This is a genomic window from Neorhizobium galegae (genome assembly GCF_017877135.1).
Taxonomy (GTDB): Bacteria; Pseudomonadota; Alphaproteobacteria; order Rhizobiales; family Rhizobiaceae; genus Neorhizobium; species Neorhizobium galegae_A.
The window spans coordinates 47,377-64,809 of the sequence record NZ_JAGIPH010000002.1; the positions used below are offsets into that span (position 1 = coordinate 47,377).

Below are 17,433 nucleotides of genomic sequence, written 5' to 3' on the forward strand. Positions count from 1 at the left end.
CGCCTGATCCTGAACCCCGAAGGCCACCCCTGTGAAGGTGGCGAACTGATCAAAGGAGAGAAAACATGAACAGCATCGTCTGGCTCGTTGGAGCCGTCGTCATCGTCATCGCAATCCTGTCTTTCGTCGGCCTCGCCTGAGGTTCTAACGACAGTCACGGACGTTGTTTAAAAGGTGCTGCCTTCCTCGGGCGGCACCTTTTTTCGTGCGCGGGTGACAGCGAACGGCAGATACGGATCTGCGGCCACAGGGGGAGGTCCCCGTGGCCGCAGGCAGTTATCAGGCGGAGATCAGCACGCAGAAGGGCTGGCGGGCGAGCAGGTCGCCCAGGCGAAGTTCGGCGGCCGGCTGGATGACGGCGTCGGTCAGCAGATCCCGATAGCCATGGCCGGCAAGGCCGACATCCAGCTTCAAGACGCTTTCCGTCCAGAGCGTGGGGGAGGGCAGTTGCGTCCCCGTTTCGCCGAGAAGGGTGCGCAGCATCAGGCGCGGTGCAACGATGATGACCATCTTGTCCCCGTGGCGGCGCGCGAAGGCGACAAGATGGTCGGCGTTTGAGCCGGACACGTCGAGCGGCACATAGTCGCCTTCCAGAAACAGGTCCGGCCATTTGTTGCGCAGGGGCAGTATGGTGGCGATCAGTCGCTGCTTCAGCCGTCCGTCGAGCCACGCCTCCGGATCGGCCGGATCGCAGCTGCAGTCGAGCCCGGCCATCAGCGCGGTGAAGTCCGGCGCGCGGCGGTTGTCAGGGTCGACAAGGCTTAAGTCGGTTCCTTCGCTCCCCTGGTAGATATCGGGAATGCCGGGCGCTGCAAGCTTGATCAGGGTCTGGGTGATGCTGTTGAGGCCGCCTGCGGCAAACACCGGCTTCATGCGGGCCACAAAGTCACGCCGGAACTCTCCGCCGTCGGGGCCTAGCAGATGGCGGGCATAGTCGATGACGGCCTCCTCATAGGCGCTGTCCGGATCGTTCCAGCTCGTCTTCAGCTTGGCTTCGCGCAGGGACTTTTCGAGATAGGAAACGAACCGTTCCTCGAGCGCCTTTAGCCCATCCGCATCGTCGGGTGCCAGATCGTGTGGCCATACACCGATAAGGGCCTGATAGATCAGCCATTCCAGCTCCGGCTCCGGCGCGGCGCCGGCATCCAGCTGACGCAGGGCCTTGCCGTTCATCTGCCGCCAGTGATCGAAGGCTTCGCGCCAGAGATCGGGCGCTTCGGAGAGCGCATAGAGGCGGGCACGGGCGTCTTCGCCGCGCTTGGTATCATGGGTGGAGCTTGCCGACAGTCCGTGCGGCTGGTCTTCCAAACGGGACTGCATTTCGTCATGGAATTGCGCAAGGCCGGCCAGCGGCGGCAGAGGCTCGCCGCCCACTTCGTTCAGCGCAATCAGCGGGTTGATGCGGAAGAACAGCGTGTCCTCCAGCGATTTGGCCATCAGGGGCCCGGTCAGCTGCTGGAAGCGGGTGCGGAATTCTGCCGCGCGCGCATCGAATTCCTCGCTGACATCGCCGACCAGAATGCGGGCCAGGAAGCCGAGCGGCTGCGGCTGCGGCGGATTTTCGCCGGCGCGCACGTCTGAGAGAACATCGCTCAATCGCTGGCGGTCGGCTGGCTCCAGCCCAAGCGCGGTGCCGTAGGTGCGGTAGACCGGAAACGCGATCAGCAGCGCCCGCAGCGCCTCTCGCATGGCCTCGTCGTCAAACCGGCCGCTGTCTTCATGACCGGCGGCGATGGCAAGTGCGATCGACAGGAGGGTGCTGACCTCGCCGGCAAAATTAACATCGACCATCAGCCCCTTGGCCTTGTGCATCTCGGCCTCCAGGTCGAGGGGGCGACCGAGAGTTTCGCTGTAATGGCTGTGGAAGGCGGCAAGGTTCTGCGGCTCGGCCAGAACATCCGACAGGCTGGCGATGAACTCATAGCCGGTTGTGCCGGATACCGGCCAGTCGGACGGCAGACGCTCGCCATGGGCGAGGATCTTTTCGACCACCAGGTAGCAGGCCGGCCCCACGGCCTCGCGCAGCCGCTGCAGATAGGCGCGCGGATCGGCAAGCCCGTCGACATGGTCGATGCGCAACCCGTCCACCTTGCCGGAGCGCACGAGGTCGAGGATCAGCCGGTGGCTTTCCAGAAAGACTTCCTCCGTCTCGACGCGCAGACCCGCAAGACCGGTGATTTCGAAGAAACGGCGGTAGCTCAGCTCGCTCGGTGCGTCGCGCCAGTTCATCAGGCGGTAAGGCTGCGCCTCGTGAAGAGCCGACAGCTTTTCCGGCCCAAGCGCGCGGTCCTTCAGCTTCTGGGCAAGCGTTGCGGCTTCGGGATCGGCGCAGAGCCTGCGCATCGTTTCATGAAAGTCCTCTTCGCCGGCGGGCGTTGCCGAGGCGGCGGCAGCGCGGATTTTGTCGGCGAGTGCAAGGTCGATGCCCTGAAGCGCCAGGTCATAGGTTGCAGGCGACAGCGGATAGTGGCTGTCGAAATAGGACAGCGTCAGGCAGGCGGCCTTGGTGTCGAGGCTGACGGTCAGATCGCCCTTGTCCGCGACAGTGTCGAAATCGTCGCCCAGCACCGGCAGCGTCAGCCGGTGCTGCCAGTTGACGTCGAAGAAATGGCTGAACGGGCTTTGCTTGCCCCATTCGATGATGTTGCGCCACCACCGGTTTTCCAGCGCCGCAGCCATATGGTTCGGCACGATGTCCAGGATAAGACCGAGGCCATGGTCTTTGAGTGCAGCGCTCAGCCGCTCGAAGCCTTCGCGGCCGCCGATTTCCTCGGCAATCTCGTTGGCATCTGCCACGTCATAACCATGCGTCGAGCCCTCTGCGGCCGTGAAAATCGGCGAGGCATAAAGATGGCTGATGCCCATCCGCTTGAGGTAGGGCACAAGCTCCACCGCGCGATCGAAGGTCATGCCGTTGCGGAACTGGATCCGGTAGGTCGAGGTGGGAATTGTCAAGCGATATGCGCCTCCGACGCGTGTTCATGGTCGAGGTCATCAATCCATGGTGAGGTCAAGCCCCCTCTAACGTCGGGGCGGCACGCCGGTTCCGCCCTTTCGGTTACGTCTCGTAAAAACGCAAGCATTGGCTGAAAACAACAGCACCTGCGCTAAGGCGGCGCAGGTGCTGGAGAGGTCATGGCGTGTTGACCGTCAGCAATCAGCGTTCCGGATTGTCGGCATTTGCCATCGGGCTTGGGCGGCCATCCAGCTGGTCTTCACCCATGCGTTCGTCCTGGTCTTCGAGGTCGCTCTTGACGAGATACACATCGCCGCCGAGGCGCGATGCCTCCTGCTGGGCTTTCAGGTTGGTCTTGTCGACCTGCCCCTGCAAGGCGTCTTCCGCCCGTTCCCGGTCATCCTGGGAAAACCGGCGCGAGCCTTCGTCCTTCATCTTGTCGCGGGCGTCCTGGTTGTCTTGTGCAGTCATGATCTTTCGTCCTTTCGAGGCACGGCCGAAAATCGCCGGTTGCGAGAGAAACCCGTCGAGAGGCCTTGCGGTTCCCTATGCCGCGGGCGGCGCAATGGAACCACGATTGCCGCGGGAAGTTTTGAGGGCAAGAGCGGGCAGGCATAAGGAGAAGACAATGCCGGCAAAATCCAAGGCACAGCAGAAGGCAGCAGGGGCAGCGCTTGCCGCCAAACGCGGCGATATCAAGAAGAGCGCGCTTCAGGGCGCCTCGAAGAACATGGAAAAATCCATGTCGGAAAAGGAGTTGCACGACATGGCCGCCACCAAACGCACCGGCAAGCCGCAGCATGCGGGGAAATCATGACGGTGGCGATGAACGTGCCGGCAACGCAAGAGGAACGGTCTGCCCTGTCACGGGCGCTGGAGGCGCTGCCGCTCCGGATCGGGCTTTACGTGCCCGATGACCTGCTGGAGGACTGGTTCGCGCCGGGGACGGGAATGGATCCGGTGAGCGCCGAAGCGCTCGATGAAGCCGCCGCCTTTGCAAGGCGCCATGACTGCGAGTTCAAGCATTATCCCGAGCGCAAGGAAGCGGTGATGTGGAAATGGGTGCCGGCGCTTTGAGCCGGCACGCCCTTGAGTAATAACCGAGCGTGGCTGCAGCAGCATCATCTTGAACGGCACGCGGCAATCCCCATATCTGAGCGGACCCGGTGGTCCGGGCCCCTCTGGTGAAAGGGATCGACGCTTTCACGATGTCGGACCTCATAACGACATTCCCGTCGATTGAGAGAGCCAGACATGATTTCCGATATTTTCGCGTGGTTCATGACCATGTTCGTCATTACCCCGGTGCAGGCCGAGCTGCAGTCGCATCTGCAGCAGATGAACGCCTCGACGCAGACTGTGCGTCAGGCCCAGCAGTGCCTTGCAACGCAGGGCCCGCGCCTCATCGAACGCGCCGGCCAGGAGCCGGTCTGGGCAGTGACGACGGCGCTCGGCGTCACATTCGGCTGGACGACGCCGTCGTCCTTCCTCGACCGGAACGATCCGAACTGCGCGGTTCTGGCCGATCTTCTGGAGAACAGGGAGCCGGAAGAGACCGGCGCCTGACCTGAACCGGTGTTGGAGCGGCAGAGCCGCTCCAGCCTTCTCAGGCATAGCTGTCGCGCAGCGCCTCGAAGCGGGTAAGCTGTTCGCCGATCAGTTCACGGGCGGCATCCCGCCTGACGAAGACCTTGAACATGGCGGCCCCCTTCCGGTTCATGAACCAGACCGAGCAGGAACGGCGGCCATGGAAGGCGCGGTCGACAAAGGTGATGCCGGCGCAGTTCTCCTTGCGGATATGGCCGCCGATCGGGCTGTCGCCATGGATGTTGAACCAGCCATGGCCCTCGCTGCCGGCCGGCAGAGATCCTTCGGCCTCCAGGACGATATCGTCGGTGTGGACGATGAAGAGAACCTCGCCCCAGCCGGTCATCGCTGCCCAGATCGCTTCAAACGCTGTTTCCGGCGCCTGGGTCGCGGCGCCCGCTGGCAGGAGCGCCAGAATTTCGGCGGGCGTTACTGCAGCCGTTGCGGCAATCGCCTCCACCACGCCATCCGGCTTCTCGCCAAGGGCTGCCATGGCGCGCGCCCGGCGTGCCTCAGCCTCGTCGAGGGATGGGGAGAGCGCCGCGCTCATGCGGCCTCCGCAGCGTTTCCGTCGCGACCTTCGTGGATGATCACGTCAAAGCCTTCGAAATGCGGGCCCGACAGATATTCCACCTTGCCGCGATTTTCACCGGCGCGGGCATGGGCGGCGCGGAACTGCTCCGACTTGGTCCATGCGGTGAAATGCTCCTGGCTTTCCCAGACCGTGTGCGACGCATAGAGCGTGTGATCTTCGTGCGTGCGCCCCTTCAGCATGTGGAATTCCATATAGCCCGGCACAGTCGACAGATGACGCTGGCGGCTGCGCCACATCTCTTCGAATGCCTCCTCGAAACCCGGCACGACGCGGAAACGGTTCATGGCGATGTACATGGCAGATCCTTTAAACTAGTGCGAATGGCTCAAGATATCTGTTGCCCCGTCGGTTGAAAAGCCCTAATTCTTGTCGACAACACTCATGTTATGTGGGGGCGGGTCGGTTGGGGCGCCTCCGAATTGTGCTGGATGATAGGACGATGCAGGCTTTTCTCAAAACAGGTTTTCTGGCGCTTCTTTTGGCAGCACCGCTCCCGGGCGCGGCGGCGTTTGCCTCGGACGGACAAAATCCGAAGGCGCAGCGCATCGTCTCCATCGGCGGCACGGTCACCGAAATCCTCTACGCACTCGGCGCCGAGGACCGCATTGTCGCGGTGGATTCGACCAGCAGCTATCCGCCGGGCACCAGGGGCAAGGCCGATGTCGGCTATATGCGCGCGCTCTCGGCCGAAGGCATTCTGGGCAAGACGCCGGATCTCATCCTCACCGAAGACGGGGCCGGTCCGCCCGATGCTCTGTCAATCCTGAAGGCCAGCGAAATCCCGGTCGTCACCATCGACACGCCGCCGGAAGGATCTGCCATCGCCAAGAAGATCCGCGATGTCGGCCACGCAGTCGGGCTGGATGACAAGGCGGCCGTGCTGGCCGACAAGACCGATCGGGATCTGAAGGCGCTGTCCGAAACGGTGGCAAAGCTGCCCGAAAAGCGAAAGCGCGTGCTGTTCGTTCTGTCGCTTGCCGGTGGTCGCATCATGGCCGGCGGCAAGGAGACGGAGGCAGCCGCCATCATCGAAATGGCCGGCGGCATAAACGCGGCAGACGGCATTTCCGGCTACAAGCCGCTGACCGACGAGGCGGTGATCGGCGCCCGTCCCGATGTCATCCTCGTCATGCAATCGGGCAACCACGGCGTAAAGCCGGACGAGGTGTTTGCGCTGCCCGCCTTCCAGTCGACGCCGGCGGCCGCAACCCGATCGCTGATCCAGATGGATGGCCTGCTGCTCCTAGGCTTTGGTCCGCGCACACCGGAAGCGGGACGCGCCCTTGCCGCCCATCTTTACCCGGAAGCGTTTCCGGGATGAAAAGCCTGACGCTTCCCTTCCATCTGGGCGAGGATAACGGCGACCGCTCGCGGCTTGGCATGGCCATGCTCGTCGTTCTGACGCTGCTTCTGGTTATCGCCTGCCTGATATCGCTCGGCAGCGGCCCGACCGGCGCCGATCTTGGCCATCTCTGGCTTTATCTTACCGGCAGAAGCGCAGAGCTTGCGGTGCAGGAGCGGGTGGTGCTGGAGGCGGTGCGCCTGCCGCGCACGGCGCTTGGCGTCCTCGTCGGTGCCGGTCTTGGCGTTTCCGGCGCCATGATGCAGGGCCTGTTTCGCAATCCGCTCGCCGATCCCGGCATTGTCGGCGTCACCTCGGGTGCTGCCCTCTTTGCGGTTGCCGGCATCGTGCTCGGCGCGTCGGTCCTTGCGCCCGTCTCGATGCTGCTCGGCAGCCATTTCCTGCCGCTGATGGCCTTTCTCGGCGGGCTCTTGAACACCTGGGTTCTCTACCTCATCGCCACCCGCGATGGCGAGACCAGCACGTCGAAGCTCATTCTCTCCGGCATCGCGGTTGGGGCACTCAGCCTTGCCGCCATGGGGCTCTTGATCTTCATGGCCGACGACCGTCAGTTGCGCGACATCACCTTCTGGAACCTCGGTTCGCTCGGCGGCGCCACCTTTACCCGCGTCCTTTCCATCCTGCCCTTCGTCGCGGTCGTCACCGGCATCATTCCCTTCGTCGCGCGCGGGCTCGATGCGCTGATCCTTGGCGATGCGGCCGCCTTTCACATGGGCATTCCGGTGCAGCGGCTGAAGCGGCTGGTGATCCTGGCCGTTGCTGCCGCCTGTGGTGCAACGGTTGCCGTTGCCGGCTCCATCGGCTTTGTCGGCATCGTCGTGCCGCATCTGTTGCGGCTGGTGATTGGCCCGTCGCACCGGTTCCTGCTGCCGGGCTCGGCCCTTGGAGGGGCGGCGCTGCTTCTCATCGCCGATAGCGTCGCACGCACCATCGTCTCGCCCGCCGAACTGCCGATCGGTATCATCACCGCTTTGTTCGGTGCGCCGGTTTTCCTGATGTTGCTGCTGGGCCGCAAGGGCGGCGCCGGCATGGGAGGTTTGTGATGATCCGTGCTCACGCGCTCACCGTCGAACGTGCCGGCCGTCGCCTGATTGACGCCGTGTCGCTCACCCTTCGCCCTGGCGAAGTGACGGTGGTGATCGGCCCGAACGGCGCCGGCAAGTCGACCCTGATGAAGGCGCTCTCCGGCGAGATCGCGGTGTCCGACGGGCATGTCCGTTACGATAGCATCGATGTGTCGCTGCTCGACCCGAGAAAGCTTGCGGCCTGCCGGGCCGTGCTGCCGCAGGCAAGCGAACTGGCCTTCCCGTTTTCCGCGCTTGAAATTGTGCGCATGGGGGCGGTCGCAAGAGGGGCGCTTGATCCGGCAGCCGAAGCGCGGCGGGCACTTGCCCGTGTTGGGCTTGCCGGTTTCGAGGGGCGGCCTTATCCGTCGCTTTCGGGCGGCGAGCAGCAACGGGTGCAGTTCGCCCGCGCGCTGGCGCAGGTGCCTCACCCGGTCGAAGGCGGCCGGCCGCGGGCGCTCTTCCTTGATGAGCCGACCGCAAGCCTTGATCTCGGCCACCAGATCTCCGTCCTGGAAATTGCCGCCCGCTTTGCCCGCGAGGGTGGAGCGGTGCTTGCCATCCTGCACGATCTCAACCTCGCCGCCGAATTTGCCGACCAGGTCGTGGTGCTCTCAAAGGGCAGGGTAGTTGCGGAAGGACCGGCGGCGCAGACATTGAGCGATACGGTCGTTGCCGATGTCTATGGCATTGCCGGTGCCGTCGGGCGCATGCCGGCCGCCCATATCCCCTTCGTGCTGCCGCAATCGCGCCACCGCGCAGCGCTGTAGAGATCAGGCCGCATCCGGCCTCGTCAGGATGAAGATCGATGAGCCGACCATCACCGCTGCCACCAGCAGCGCCCGCCAGAGCGGTGGCGCGGTGCCGAAGAAGAAGATGGCGTAGCTGACGCTCATCAGCGAGACGGCGGCAATCTTGGCCTTGCGCGCAATCGCGCCGCTCCTGCGCCAGTCGCGCAGCGGCTTTCCAAACCGCGGATGATTGAGGAGCCAGGCTTCCAGCCGCGGCGAGGAGCGCGTGAAGCAGGCAACGGCCAGCAGTAGAAACGGCGTGGTCGGCATCACCGGCAAGAACGCACCGATCACGCCCAGTGCCACGAACAGCCAGCCAAGGCCCATAAACAACCAACGCATGGTGGATAAATCCCAAAACCTGAGGTCCGCACCCTAGCGGAAACTGCAGGCTTGCGAAACCGTCCGCACGCTCTGCAGTTCCTGTCACCGGTCGCCGATCAGGGCGCTGTCACGAATATGTGGCCCTGCTGCCCGTTCGAATGATGACGAACCGGCTCAGTGGAACTGCCGGCTGGTAATCCTGTTTCGGACCGTTATATTGCCGCGCAACATCAACGGAGTTGCAAGTGCCCATGTCGCAAAAGAAGGTCCTGGTTGTCGGTGGTGCCGGGTATATCGGTTCGCATAATTGCCTTCTTCTTGCTGAGCGTGGCTACCTGCCGATCGTCTTTGACAACCTGTCGAACGGCCATGCGGAATTTGCCAAATGGGGACCGCTGGAAGAGGGCGATATCCGCGACCGGGCGCGGCTGGAGGAGGTGTTTGAAAAGTACAAGCCCGATGCCGTCCTGCACTTTGCCGCGCTGATCGAAGTCGGCGAATCGGTGAAGAACCCGGTTGCCTTCTACGACAACAATGTCATCGGGGCGCTGACGCTTCTCTCGGCTGCGATGGATGCCGGCGTAAAAGCCTTCGTCTTCTCCTCCACCTGCGCCACCTATGGCCTGCCGGTGCAGGTGCCGATGGACGAAACCCATCCGCAGGCGCCCATCAATCCTTATGGCCGCACGAAATTCATCATCGAGCAGGCGCTGAAGGATTACGGCACCTACAAGGGCCTGCGCTCGGTCATGCTGCGCTACTTCAATGCCGCCGGCGCCGATTTCGAAGGCCGCATCGGCGAATGGCATACGCCGGAAACCCACGCCATTCCGCTTGCCATCGAGGCAGCGCTTGGTCGCCGCCAGGGCTTCAAGGTGTTCGGCGATGATTACGACACGCGCGACGGCACCTGCGTGCGCGACTATATCCACGTGCTCGATCTGGCTGACGCCCATGTGCGCGCCGTCGATTACCTGCTGAATGGCGGCGAGACGGTGGAACTGAACCTCGGCACCGGCACCGGCACCACGGTGAAGGAACTGCTGGCGACGATCTCCGAAGTTTCGGGCAAGCCGTTTCCGGTCGAGTATGTCGGCCGTCGCGATGGCGATTCCACCACGCTTGTCGCCAACAATGACAAGGCAAAGGCCGTGCTCGGCTGGGAGCCGCAATACACCCTGCACGACATCATCCGCTCGGCCTGGGACTGGCATTCCAAGGCGAATTTTCATCTGAACTGAGACGGGGACCCGCGATGGCGGATATGGGCAGCGTCAAGCTGGAGGAAAGCTGGAAACAGGCGCTGAGAGGCGAGTTCGAAGCGCCCTATATGGCTGAACTTCGCCAATTCTTGCTCTTGGAAAAACAGGCGGGAAAGCATATTTTTCCCAAGGGCTCCGATTACTTCCGCGCGCTCGATCTCACGCCTTTGGCTGAGGTGAAGGTCGTGATCCTCGGGCAGGACCCCTATCACGGGGCAGGGCAGGCGCATGGCCTGTGCTTCAGCGTGCGCCCCGGCGTGCGCGTGCCGCCGTCGCTCGTCAACATCTACAAGGAAATGCGCAGCGATCTCGGCATCGAACAGCCGGCGCACGGCTTTCTGGAGCATTGGGCGCGCCAGGGCGTGCTGCTCCTGAACAGCGTGTTGACGGTGGAGGAGGGGCGCGCCGCCGCCCATCAGGGCAAGGGCTGGGAACGCTTTACCGACGCCGTCATCCGCACGGTGAATGACGAATGCAGGCACGTCGTCTTCCTGCTCTGGGGCGCCTATGCGCAGAAGAAGGCAGCCTTCGTCGATCAGCGCCGGCATCTGGTGCTGAAGGCGCCGCATCCCTCGCCGCTGTCTGCCCATAACGGCTTCTTCGGCTCGGGTCATTTTTCCAGGGCGAATGCCTATCTGATGTCCAACGGCCGCGATCCCATCGACTGGCAACTGCCCGCCATCGCTGCCGGGAGTGCCTGAGGCCGTCTAGCTCTGTTTTGTGAACAATGCGTTCTGATTGTTCACTCTATGCAATTTCGCAGAAGAGGGCCATCTTCACCCCAGACAAGCGAGCCGGTCGACGGTCTCGCAGGAACAAAGGGGTTTTCAAGATGATTGACCAGATCAAGGGCCTGCATCACGTTACGTCCATGGCCGCCAGCGCCCGCGGCAACAACAAGTTCTTCACCGATACGCTCGGCCTGCGCCGCGTCAAGCAGACGGTCAATTTCGACGCACCGGATGTCTACCATCTGTACTATGGCGATGAGGTCGGCACGCCCGGTTCCGTCATGACCTATTTTCCGTTCCCGCATATCGCCAGGGGTCGTCCGGGCACCGGCGAAGTGGGCACCACGGTCTTTGCCGTTCCGGAAGGCTCGCTCGGCTACTGGGCAAACCGCCTGGCCGCCAAGGGCAGCCTGGAAATGAAGGCCGACGAGGCTTTCGGTGAAAAGCGCCTGAACTTCTTCGGTCCGGATGGCGACGGCTTTGCGCTTGCCGAAGTCAAGAACGATGCCCGCACCGGCTGGACCGGCAATGGCGTCGACGCCGATCACGCCATTCGCGGTTTTCATTCCGCCTCCATGCGTCTTCGCGACGAAGGGGCAACGGTGGAACTGTTGAAGTTCATGGGCTATCAGGAAGTCGATCGCAAGGATGGCGTCACCCGTCTTGCCATCCCCGGCGGCAATGGCGCCGATACGATCGACATCGAAACCATGCCGAACATTGCCCGTGCCCAGCAGGGCGCCGGCTCCGTGCATCACATTGCCTTTGCCGTTGAGAACCGCGCAAAGCAGCTGGAAGTGCGCAAGGCACTGATGGATACCGGTTACCAGGTGACCCCGGTCATCGACCGTGATTACTTCTGGGCGATCTATTTCCGCACGCCGGGCGGCGTCCTGTTCGAAATCGCCACCAACGAGCCGGGCTTTGACCGCGACGAGGATACTGCGCATCTGGGGCAAGCCCTGCAACTGCCGACCCAGCACCGCCACCTGCGCTCTTACCTCGAAGAGCATCTGGAAAAGCTGGAAGGCTAAGAGGACGCTGTCATGAGCACCGAAAGCTATCTGCACCGCGTGCGCCCGGGAAAACCGGGCGCTCCCATCCTCTTCGTGTTTCACGGCACGGGGGGCGATGAAAACCAGTTCTTCGATTTCGGCAGCCGGCTTTTGCCGGAGGCCACGGTGATCTCGCCGCGCGGCGATGTGTCCGAACACGGCGCAGCGCGCTTCTTCCGCCGCAAGGCAGAGGGCCTTTACGACCTCGACGACCTTTCCCGCGCAACCAAGCGGATGGCGGGCTTCGTTGCCGCCAACCGCGACAAATACCAGGCGGGACCGGTCATCGGCCTCGGCTTTTCGAACGGCGCCAACATTCTGGCCAATGTCGTCATCGAACAGCCGGACCTCTTTGCCGCCTCCGTGCTGATGCATCCGCTGATCCCCTTCCACCCCACGCCGCGCCCCGGCACATCCCGGGTGCTGATCACCGCGGGTGAGAGGGACCCGATCTGCCCGGTGCCGCTCACCAAGGCGCTGGCGGATTATTTTACCGCCCAGGGCGAGGACGTGACGCTCGACTGGCACCCGGGCGGCCACGAAATCCGTCCGAACGAGATCGACGCGCTGAAGGCTTTTCTTCAGCCCTACGGCGCCTAACGGTTCGTGCGCCGTTCGGGTGGCTTTTGCGAGGCCATTCCCGCCGATTCCCAAGCCTGCCAGTGTGCGCTAAAAGTTTAGTGTTGACTAAACGTTTAGCGCACACTATCTTTTTTGAATGAACCAGCCCGATCCAATCAACAGCATTCTGCGCGCTCTGGCAGATCCGACCCGCCGGGCGGTTTTCGAACGAATTGCCAGGAGCGACGAGATTTCCGTCTCGCAGTTGACCATTGGCAGCGGCGTGACCAAAGGGGCGGTTTCGCAACATCTCAAGACGTTGAAACTGGCAGGCCTCGTCAATGAAAGGCCCGACGGGCGCAATGTTTACTACCGCGTGGAACCGGAGGGGCTTGCCTCTCTTGCCGACTGGATGAGCCATTACGACACCTTCTGGCGCCAACGCTTTACACATCTGAGGGATATCCTGAAGGAGATCAATCCATGAACGGGACGGGTGGAATGCCGGGCAGCCGGAGCATCGTCGTGGAGGAAAACTTTCCGCACTCTCCCGAGGTGATCTGGCGCGCGCTGACCGATGGCGCACTCATTGCCCGCTTCCTGATGCCGCCAACCGGTTTCCGGCCCGTTGCGGGCACGCGTTTTACCTTTCAGACGAAAGCGGCCGGCGCCTGGGACGGCACCATCCATTGTGAGGTGCTGGAGGTCGTTCCGAACAAGCGTTTCTCATACTCCTGGAAAGGCGGCGATGACGCCAATACAGGCTATGGCTCGCGCCTCGATACGGTCGTGACCTGGACGCTTGCCCCGACCACGCAAGGTACGCGGCTGCGGCTTGTCCACTCGGGCTTCGACCTTCCCCGCAACGAAACCGCCTACGCAAACATGAGCGGAGGATGGAAGACGGTGGTTCCCCGCATCTCTCCGCTGCTTGACGACGTTCAGCAAGCCCCCGACGAAGGAGAACAGTGATGAGCGATGCCTATACAGGAGGCTGCGCCTGTGGCGCGCTTCGCTACCGCGTCGAAGGCCAGCCGGTCGCCATGGTCGATTGCCAGTGCCGGCAGTGCCAGCGGGAAAGTGGAACCGGTCACCAATCGCATCTGGTCTTTCAGGCTGCCGAAGTCTTAAAAGGTGGCGATGCAACGGAATGGGAACTGACCGGAGACAGCGGTACCGTCAAGCGGCGCGCCTTCTGCCCGGTGTGCGGCTCGCCCGTCTACATGACCTTTCCATCCATGCCGGATATCTTCATCATCCGTGCGGCAAGTCTCGATGATCCCGCCCGCTACACGCCGTCCATGGTGACCTGGACCGATGCAGCCCAAGCCTGGGACGTCATCGATCCTGCGCTGACCGCATTCCCGGCGATGCCGACGCGGGCCTGAAGGCGTGTGCATTTGAGTGCGGAAGCTCTTCCAGAGCCTCCTGACCCGGTTATAGTGGTGCTGGATCACCGGGAATCGACAAGGCAACGGCATGACGTCAGCAGCAAAACAGGTCTTCAACCCTCCTTCGGTTCGAAAGCCGTTCGGTCATTATAACCACGGCCTTCTGGTGCCGCCGGGCGCGTCGCTTCTCGTCACGTCGGGGCAGCTCGGCATCGCGACCGATGACAGCATTCCGCCGGATGTGACGGGGCAGGCGGAGCTGTGTTTCCAGGCGATCCGGGCGATCCTTGATGAGGCCGGGATGAGCTTTGCCGATGTCATCCGCATTTCCGGCTTCGTCACCAGGCGGGAGGATTTTGCGCCCTATATGGCGGTGCGCGATCGCTACACGCTTGACCCGAAGCCGGTATCCACGCTGATTATCGTGGGCGGCTTTACGCGGCCGGAATTTCTGGTCGAGGTGGAGGTCACCGCCGCCAAGGTGTTTTGACGGCGGCGCCTTCGAGACGGGGGCGTGGTTAGTCCGGCCAGGATTGCAGTGCCCGCAGCATCGGCGTTTTCTTGAAAATATGGCCGTCCATGCGTGCGAGAAGAGTGTCGAGCAGGGTGACGGCTTCAGCCACCGCCGGCCCCTTGTTCAGCATGACGCATTCGGCCCGCGCTGCCATTGCCGCATCGGTCATTTCGCCGCGCGAGGGAAGGCCGGTTTTGACCAGATCTTCCAGCACCTGGGTCGCCCAGATGGTCGGCACCGAGGCCGATTCGCAGATCCACAGGATTTCCTCCTGCATTTCCGCCACGCGCTCGAAGCCGATTTCAGCCGCCAGATCCCCGCGCGCGATCATCACGCCGAAGGGGCGCTGGTGGCGCAGCGCCGTGGCGATCAGGACGGGAAGGTTGCGCACCGCAGCCGGCTGTTCGATCTTGGCCACGAGACCCAGCCTGCCTTTTCTGGCCCCCGCACCCTCTGCGCCGCCAGCCTCTGCGCCGTCATGGCGGCGAAGAGCTTCCTCCAGAAGATCAATATCCTCTGACCGGCTGACGAAGGAATAGCCTATCATGTCGGCGCATTCGACGACGCTCATCAGGTCCGCCTCGTCCTTGGCGGTGAGCGGCGAAAGGCCAAGCGCCGTATCGGGCAGGTTCAGCCCCTTTTCCGGTTTGATCTTGGTGCCGCCCGTCTTGCAGCGGGTGACGCGGATGAGCGCGGCACCCTCCGACAGCGCCTCGACCACGCCTTCCAGCTTTCCGTCGTCATAGCGAACACGGTCGCCGAGCGACAGCCGGGTGACGATCTGCGGCAGCGACACCGATGCGCAAACCCGCGCCTCGCCGGCAAGCGCCGGTTCTCCCTCGGCCACCAGCCGGAAGAGATCACCGACGTCGAGCTTGGTGCCCTTGGCCGGCACCACGGCCTCCATGCGGATTTTGGGACCGGCAATATCCATGAGGAGCTTCACCGGGCGTCCCAGCCGCTCGCCGGCTTCGCGCGCATGGCCGGCCATGGCGCGCCAGGCGTCGCGATCGTCATGGGCGCAGTTGATGCGGGCAATGGTCATGCCGCGCGCCACGAGATCGGCCACCATGTCGGGGGCTTCGGCCGCCTCGCTCGGCAGCGTCACCATGATGCGGCAGTGCCGATGCGAGGGCTCCGGCCCCAGTAGCTCGTCTGCCGCTGCGGCAAGGGCTGACTCACCGTCAAAGAACGCCGCTTCCGTCGGGCGTGGGAATGGCGGTGGGGCACCGGTTGCCGCCGCAAGGCTTGCCAGCACCGCATCGAGCGTCGGCAGCACGCGACCTTCCAGCCGCCCGAGCGAGGAAAAGCCGAGCCGCATCAGAAGCCGCTGCAGGGGGCGGATATCGCGCCGGCGCAGCGTCAGATAGTGTGAGAGATTGGCAAGGCGCTTGCAGTCCCGGTCGGAGACGGGCGCTTTCGAAAACAGAGCATCGGCAAGCGGTACGGCACTCTCGGCGATCGCTGTACGCAGCGCCACAAGTTCGTCGAAGAGCGCCTGCATTGCGCGAGCATCCTCTTCGCTGGTCTCCAAAACGTCCTGTCGGTTGCCCGGGGCGACGCCGTTTGCCGCGTCTGCGGCTCCGGCTGGAATAAGGGTGTCTCTCTGTGCCTGAAGCATGGTGTTCTCCGCATCTCTGGGCCCAAGGCTGGGCTACGGAGTTGACGGTGGTATGACAGGAAACGGCCGGCCTTGCGCCAGCGCAAATCCGGCCGTCAGATTGATCGCAGTGCGACGTCTTGGCGCAAGGGAAACCCGGCTTTGGCGCCGGCAAACGCGTCCTGCCTAGTAACCGCAGGCGCGCAGCTGGTTCTCGTAGCGGCTGGCCATGCTGGCCGAACGCTGTGCCGCCTGACGGGTGCCGGAGGAAAACTCGCCGCGTTCATAGCCGCTATGGCCGGAATAATAGGCGAGGTAGAGCCGGTAGCCGTCCTGGAGCGGGATGCCGTTCGTGTCATGGCTCTTGCGGTGATACCAGCCGACGAAATCGATGGCGTCGCCGAAGTTGGAGCGGCTGGCCCCCCAGCGACCGGTCTCGCGGCGATAGGTCTCCCAGGTGCCGTCGAGCGCCTGCGCATAGCCATAGGCAGAGGAGGCGCGCGTCCAGGGAATGAAGCCTAGGAGCTTGGTGCGCGGCGGCCGGGCGCGGGCGCGGAAACCGGATTCCGTATAGATCGTCGCCATCAGAACCGGAACCGGCACACCGTATCGTTGTGAAGCAGTCCTTGCGTCGCGGGCCCAGTTGTTGAACAGTCCATCACGTTGTGCGAATATGGCGCAGGCATTGTCGATCCTGTTGGGGGCGGTACCGCACCCAACCAGCATCAGAAGGGCGATCAGAAAGACAATGCGCATCGCTTAACCTCTTGTTCCAAGAGATTTATAGCGATGAAAATTTAACGATGTCTTTAAATGATACAATCTTAAAAGTGTATCATTTCCGTCTTCACACGCATGAGGAACGCAGCGCGCGTGGCCTCCGTGCAGTTGTTCATGTCGTAATGGGCGAGGAATTTAACCGGCGCGCCGATGGCGATCTGTGCCCGGATGACACGCTTGATGATCTTTTTCGGCGGGTCCCCGACGAGAAACGCGCGCATGGGCGTGCCGCCATAGGTCAGGACGGCGCCGAGCTTGCGGATGTGGCGAAGCGTCGGCGTGAGCTTTCCGTCCTGAAGACCGAAGGAAACGCCGGGCAGCCAGACCCGATCGAAATAGCCCTTCAGCATGGCGGGAAAGCCGAAATTCCACACCGGCGTGCAGATGACCAGCCCCTCGGCCTGCTTCAGGCGTTCCACGTAGCTCTCAAGCCCCGCCATATTGTCCGGGTAATCGTGATAGATCCGCCTTCCATGGGCGGAGAGGACCGGATCGAACCCTTCCGCATAGAGATCGCAGGCATCGACCGTATGACCAGCCTCCGCAAGGCTTGCGCAGGTCTGGCGAAACAGCGCCTTGCCATAGCTTTCCTCGACGGGGTGGGAGTGCAGAACCAGTACGCGCATCAGCAAAGCTCCAAATCTTGGTCCGGCGCGAACCCCGCCCGGACGTCAGGTCAAAACTTCCGCGCCGTTTGTCCCAGCACCGCATTCCCTCGCCGCCCAGCCGAGAAAAATAGGGATGCCATGTGAGTGATCGCATGAGCCGGAGCGCCCGGCCGGGAGTACCTTCGGAATGGATAAAGTGGCGGTTAATCCTGTCGTGTCCTCAGATGTTGTGTGTGATGCCCCCCCTCTGT

The 17,433-nt window shown here is 63.0% G+C and carries 22 protein-coding genes; 14 read left to right on the plus strand and 8 right to left on the minus strand.

What is annotated here, in order from left to right:
* Positions 1 to 279 precede the first annotated feature (279 nt).
* On the minus strand, positions 280 to 2,955 hold the full coding sequence (gene treY, locus J2858_RS07705; RefSeq protein WP_210104222.1) for a malto-oligosyltrehalose synthase: 2,676 nt from the start codon (positions 2,953 to 2,955) through the stop codon (positions 280 to 282).
* A 202-nt stretch (positions 2,956 to 3,157) separates the two neighbouring features.
* Entirely contained in the window at positions 3,158 to 3,427 is a 270-nt protein-coding gene (locus J2858_RS07710) for a hypothetical protein (protein ID WP_210104223.1), read from the minus strand.
* 157 nt (positions 3,428 to 3,584) lie between these two features.
* Here J2858_RS07710 and J2858_RS07715 point away from each other — a divergent pair, with 157 nt between their 5' ends.
* From J2858_RS07715 to J2858_RS07725, 3 genes are all read left to right on the plus strand, one after another.
* Positions 3,585 to 3,773, plus strand: coding sequence for a DUF3008 family protein (locus tag J2858_RS07715; protein ID WP_210104224.1), 189 nt, complete (start codon positions 3,585 to 3,587; stop codon positions 3,771 to 3,773).
* A gap of 14 nt (positions 3,774 to 3,787) precedes the next feature.
* Positions 3,788 to 4,033 (plus strand): hypothetical protein, encoded by a 246-nt coding sequence (locus tag J2858_RS07720; RefSeq protein ID WP_210104691.1) that lies wholly within the window; start codon positions 3,788 to 3,790, stop codon positions 4,031 to 4,033.
* A 177-nt stretch (positions 4,034 to 4,210) separates the two neighbouring features.
* Entirely contained in the window at positions 4,211 to 4,522 is a 312-nt protein-coding gene (locus J2858_RS07725; RefSeq protein WP_210104225.1) for a hypothetical protein, read from the plus strand.
* A gap of 40 nt (positions 4,523 to 4,562) precedes the next feature.
* Here J2858_RS07725 and hutX read toward each other — a convergent pair whose 3' ends face one another.
* Positions 4,563 to 5,093: a heme utilization cystosolic carrier protein HutX gene (gene hutX, locus J2858_RS07730; RefSeq protein ID WP_210104226.1), complete on the minus strand. Its 531-nt coding sequence runs from the start codon at positions 5,091 to 5,093 to the stop codon at positions 4,563 to 4,565.
* Positions 5,090 to 5,434 (minus strand): antibiotic biosynthesis monooxygenase family protein, encoded by a 345-nt coding sequence (locus J2858_RS07735; protein ID WP_210104227.1) that lies wholly within the window; start codon positions 5,432 to 5,434, stop codon positions 5,090 to 5,092. The genes hutX and J2858_RS07735 overlap by 4 nt, the downstream gene beginning before the upstream one ends.
* 143 nt (positions 5,435 to 5,577) lie before the next feature.
* Between J2858_RS07735 and J2858_RS07740 the strand changes: the two genes are divergently transcribed.
* From J2858_RS07740 to J2858_RS07750, 3 genes are read left to right on the plus strand one after another with little or no spacing between them, the layout of a single operon-like run.
* Complete coding sequence (locus J2858_RS07740) at positions 5,578 to 6,459, plus strand: heme/hemin ABC transporter substrate-binding protein (RefSeq protein ID WP_210104228.1); 882 nt, start codon at positions 5,578 to 5,580, stop codon at positions 6,457 to 6,459.
* Positions 6,456 to 7,544: a FecCD family ABC transporter permease gene (locus J2858_RS07745; RefSeq protein WP_210104229.1), complete on the plus strand. Its 1,089-nt coding sequence runs from the start codon at positions 6,456 to 6,458 to the stop codon at positions 7,542 to 7,544. The genes J2858_RS07740 and J2858_RS07745 overlap by 4 nt, the downstream gene beginning before the upstream one ends.
* Positions 7,544 to 8,335: a heme ABC transporter ATP-binding protein gene (locus J2858_RS07750; RefSeq protein WP_210104230.1), complete on the plus strand. Its 792-nt coding sequence runs from the start codon at positions 7,544 to 7,546 to the stop codon at positions 8,333 to 8,335. The genes J2858_RS07745 and J2858_RS07750 overlap by 1 nt, the downstream gene beginning before the upstream one ends.
* Before the next feature lie 3 nt (positions 8,336 to 8,338).
* On the opposite strand, the gene J2858_RS07755 is transcribed toward J2858_RS07750, so the two are convergent.
* Positions 8,339 to 8,698 carry a YbaN family protein gene (locus J2858_RS07755; RefSeq protein WP_210104231.1) on the minus strand — a complete coding sequence of 120 codons (360 nt, stop codon included), beginning with the start codon at positions 8,696 to 8,698 and terminating at the stop codon, positions 8,339 to 8,341.
* Between the two features lie 233 nt (positions 8,699 to 8,931).
* Here J2858_RS07755 and galE point away from each other — a divergent pair, with 233 nt between their 5' ends.
* From galE to J2858_RS07795, 8 genes are all read left to right on the plus strand, one after another.
* Positions 8,932 to 9,921: a UDP-glucose 4-epimerase GalE gene (galE, locus tag J2858_RS07760; protein ID WP_210104232.1), complete on the plus strand. Its 990-nt coding sequence runs from the start codon at positions 8,932 to 8,934 to the stop codon at positions 9,919 to 9,921.
* Positions 9,922 to 9,935: 14 nt separating this feature from the next.
* The gene (gene ung / locus J2858_RS07765) at positions 9,936 to 10,643 is read left to right on the plus strand and encodes a uracil-DNA glycosylase (protein ID WP_210104233.1); all 708 of its coding nucleotides are present in this window, start codon (positions 9,936 to 9,938) and stop codon (positions 10,641 to 10,643) included.
* 131 nt (positions 10,644 to 10,774) lie between these two features.
* A complete protein-coding gene (locus tag J2858_RS07770) occupies positions 10,775 to 11,707 on the plus strand; it encodes a VOC family protein (protein ID WP_210104234.1) in 933 nt (310 codons plus the stop codon).
* A gap of 12 nt (positions 11,708 to 11,719) precedes the next feature.
* Positions 11,720 to 12,328: an alpha/beta hydrolase gene (locus J2858_RS07775; protein WP_210104235.1), complete on the plus strand. Its 609-nt coding sequence runs from the start codon at positions 11,720 to 11,722 to the stop codon at positions 12,326 to 12,328.
* A gap of 118 nt (positions 12,329 to 12,446) precedes the next feature.
* Positions 12,447 to 12,776, plus strand: coding sequence for an ArsR/SmtB family transcription factor (locus tag J2858_RS07780; RefSeq protein WP_210104236.1), 330 nt, complete (start codon positions 12,447 to 12,449; stop codon positions 12,774 to 12,776).
* Complete coding sequence (locus J2858_RS07785; protein WP_210104237.1) at positions 12,773 to 13,261, plus strand: SRPBCC family protein; 489 nt, start codon at positions 12,773 to 12,775, stop codon at positions 13,259 to 13,261. Before J2858_RS07780 ends, J2858_RS07785 begins: the two co-directional genes overlap by 4 nt.
* Positions 13,261 to 13,677, plus strand: a complete 417-nt coding sequence (locus J2858_RS07790; protein ID WP_210104238.1) for a GFA family protein — start codon at positions 13,261 to 13,263, stop codon at positions 13,675 to 13,677. The genes J2858_RS07785 and J2858_RS07790 overlap by 1 nt, the downstream gene beginning before the upstream one ends.
* 91 nt (positions 13,678 to 13,768) lie before the next feature.
* On the plus strand, positions 13,769 to 14,170 hold the full coding sequence (locus tag J2858_RS07795) for a RidA family protein (RefSeq protein ID WP_210104239.1): 402 nt from the start codon (positions 13,769 to 13,771) through the stop codon (positions 14,168 to 14,170).
* Positions 14,171 to 14,198: 28 nt separating this feature from the next.
* Here J2858_RS07795 and J2858_RS07800 read toward each other — a convergent pair whose 3' ends face one another.
* The 3 genes from J2858_RS07800 to J2858_RS07810 all read right to left on the minus strand — a co-directional run bounded on the left by J2858_RS07800 (position 14,199) and on the right by J2858_RS07810 (position 17,200).
* A complete protein-coding gene (locus J2858_RS07800; protein WP_210104240.1) occupies positions 14,199 to 15,698 on the minus strand; it encodes a pyruvate kinase in 1,500 nt (499 codons plus the stop codon).
* A 282-nt stretch (positions 15,699 to 15,980) separates the two neighbouring features.
* The gene (locus J2858_RS07805) at positions 15,981 to 16,550 is read right to left on the minus strand and encodes a hypothetical protein (RefSeq protein WP_210104241.1); all 570 of its coding nucleotides are present in this window, start codon (positions 16,548 to 16,550) and stop codon (positions 15,981 to 15,983) included.
* Positions 16,551 to 16,618: 68 nt separating this feature from the next.
* Positions 16,619 to 17,200: an NAD(P)H-dependent oxidoreductase gene (locus tag J2858_RS07810; RefSeq protein ID WP_210104242.1), complete on the minus strand. Its 582-nt coding sequence runs from the start codon at positions 17,198 to 17,200 to the stop codon at positions 16,619 to 16,621.
* Between the last annotated feature and the right edge of the window lie 233 nt (positions 17,201 to 17,433).

Excerpts from the sequence above, each read along its gene's own strand:
- J2858_RS07795 (WP_210104239.1), top strand. The coding sequence starts at position 13,769 with ATGACGTCAGCAGCAAAACAGGTCTTCAACCCTCCTTCGGTTCGAAAG.
- J2858_RS07775 (WP_210104235.1), top strand. The coding sequence starts at position 11,720 with ATGAGCACCGAAAGCTATCTGCACCGCGTGCGCCCGGGAAAACCGGGC.
- J2858_RS07745 (WP_210104229.1), top strand. The coding sequence starts at position 6,456 with ATGAAAAGCCTGACGCTTCCCTTCCATCTGGGCGAGGATAACGGCGAC.
- J2858_RS07715 (WP_210104224.1), top strand. The coding sequence starts at position 3,585 with ATGCCGGCAAAATCCAAGGCACAGCAGAAGGCAGCAGGGGCAGCGCTT.
- J2858_RS07735 (WP_210104227.1), bottom strand. The coding sequence starts at position 5,434 with ATGTACATCGCCATGAACCGTTTCCGCGTCGTGCCGGGTTTCGAGGAG.
- J2858_RS07750 (WP_210104230.1), top strand. The coding sequence starts at position 7,544 with ATGATCCGTGCTCACGCGCTCACCGTCGAACGTGCCGGCCGTCGCCTG.
- galE (WP_210104232.1), top strand. The coding sequence starts at position 8,932 with ATGTCGCAAAAGAAGGTCCTGGTTGTCGGTGGTGCCGGGTATATCGGT.
- ung (WP_210104233.1), top strand. The coding sequence starts at position 9,936 with ATGGCGGATATGGGCAGCGTCAAGCTGGAGGAAAGCTGGAAACAGGCG.
- J2858_RS07770 (WP_210104234.1), top strand. The coding sequence starts at position 10,775 with ATGATTGACCAGATCAAGGGCCTGCATCACGTTACGTCCATGGCCGCC.
- J2858_RS07785 (WP_210104237.1), top strand. The coding sequence starts at position 12,773 with ATGAACGGGACGGGTGGAATGCCGGGCAGCCGGAGCATCGTCGTGGAG.
- hutX (WP_210104226.1), bottom strand. The coding sequence starts at position 5,093 with ATGAGCGCGGCGCTCTCCCCATCCCTCGACGAGGCTGAGGCACGCCGG.
- J2858_RS07725 (WP_210104225.1), top strand. The coding sequence starts at position 4,211 with ATGATTTCCGATATTTTCGCGTGGTTCATGACCATGTTCGTCATTACC.
- J2858_RS07800 (WP_210104240.1), bottom strand. The coding sequence starts at position 15,698 with ATGCAGGCGCTCTTCGACGAACTTGTGGCGCTGCGTACAGCGATCGCC.
- J2858_RS07755 (WP_210104231.1), bottom strand. The coding sequence starts at position 8,698 with ATGCGTTGGTTGTTTATGGGCCTTGGCTGGCTGTTCGTGGCACTGGGC.
- J2858_RS07810 (WP_210104242.1), bottom strand. The coding sequence starts at position 17,200 with ATGCGCGTACTGGTTCTGCACTCCCACCCCGTCGAGGAAAGCTATGGC.
- J2858_RS07790 (WP_210104238.1), top strand. The coding sequence starts at position 13,261 with ATGAGCGATGCCTATACAGGAGGCTGCGCCTGTGGCGCGCTTCGCTAC.
- J2858_RS07710 (WP_210104223.1), bottom strand. The coding sequence starts at position 3,427 with ATGACTGCACAAGACAACCAGGACGCCCGCGACAAGATGAAGGACGAA.
- J2858_RS07740 (WP_210104228.1), top strand. The coding sequence starts at position 5,578 with ATGCAGGCTTTTCTCAAAACAGGTTTTCTGGCGCTTCTTTTGGCAGCA.
- J2858_RS07805 (WP_210104241.1), bottom strand. The coding sequence starts at position 16,550 with ATGCGCATTGTCTTTCTGATCGCCCTTCTGATGCTGGTTGGGTGCGGT.
- J2858_RS07780 (WP_210104236.1), top strand. The coding sequence starts at position 12,447 with ATGAACCAGCCCGATCCAATCAACAGCATTCTGCGCGCTCTGGCAGAT.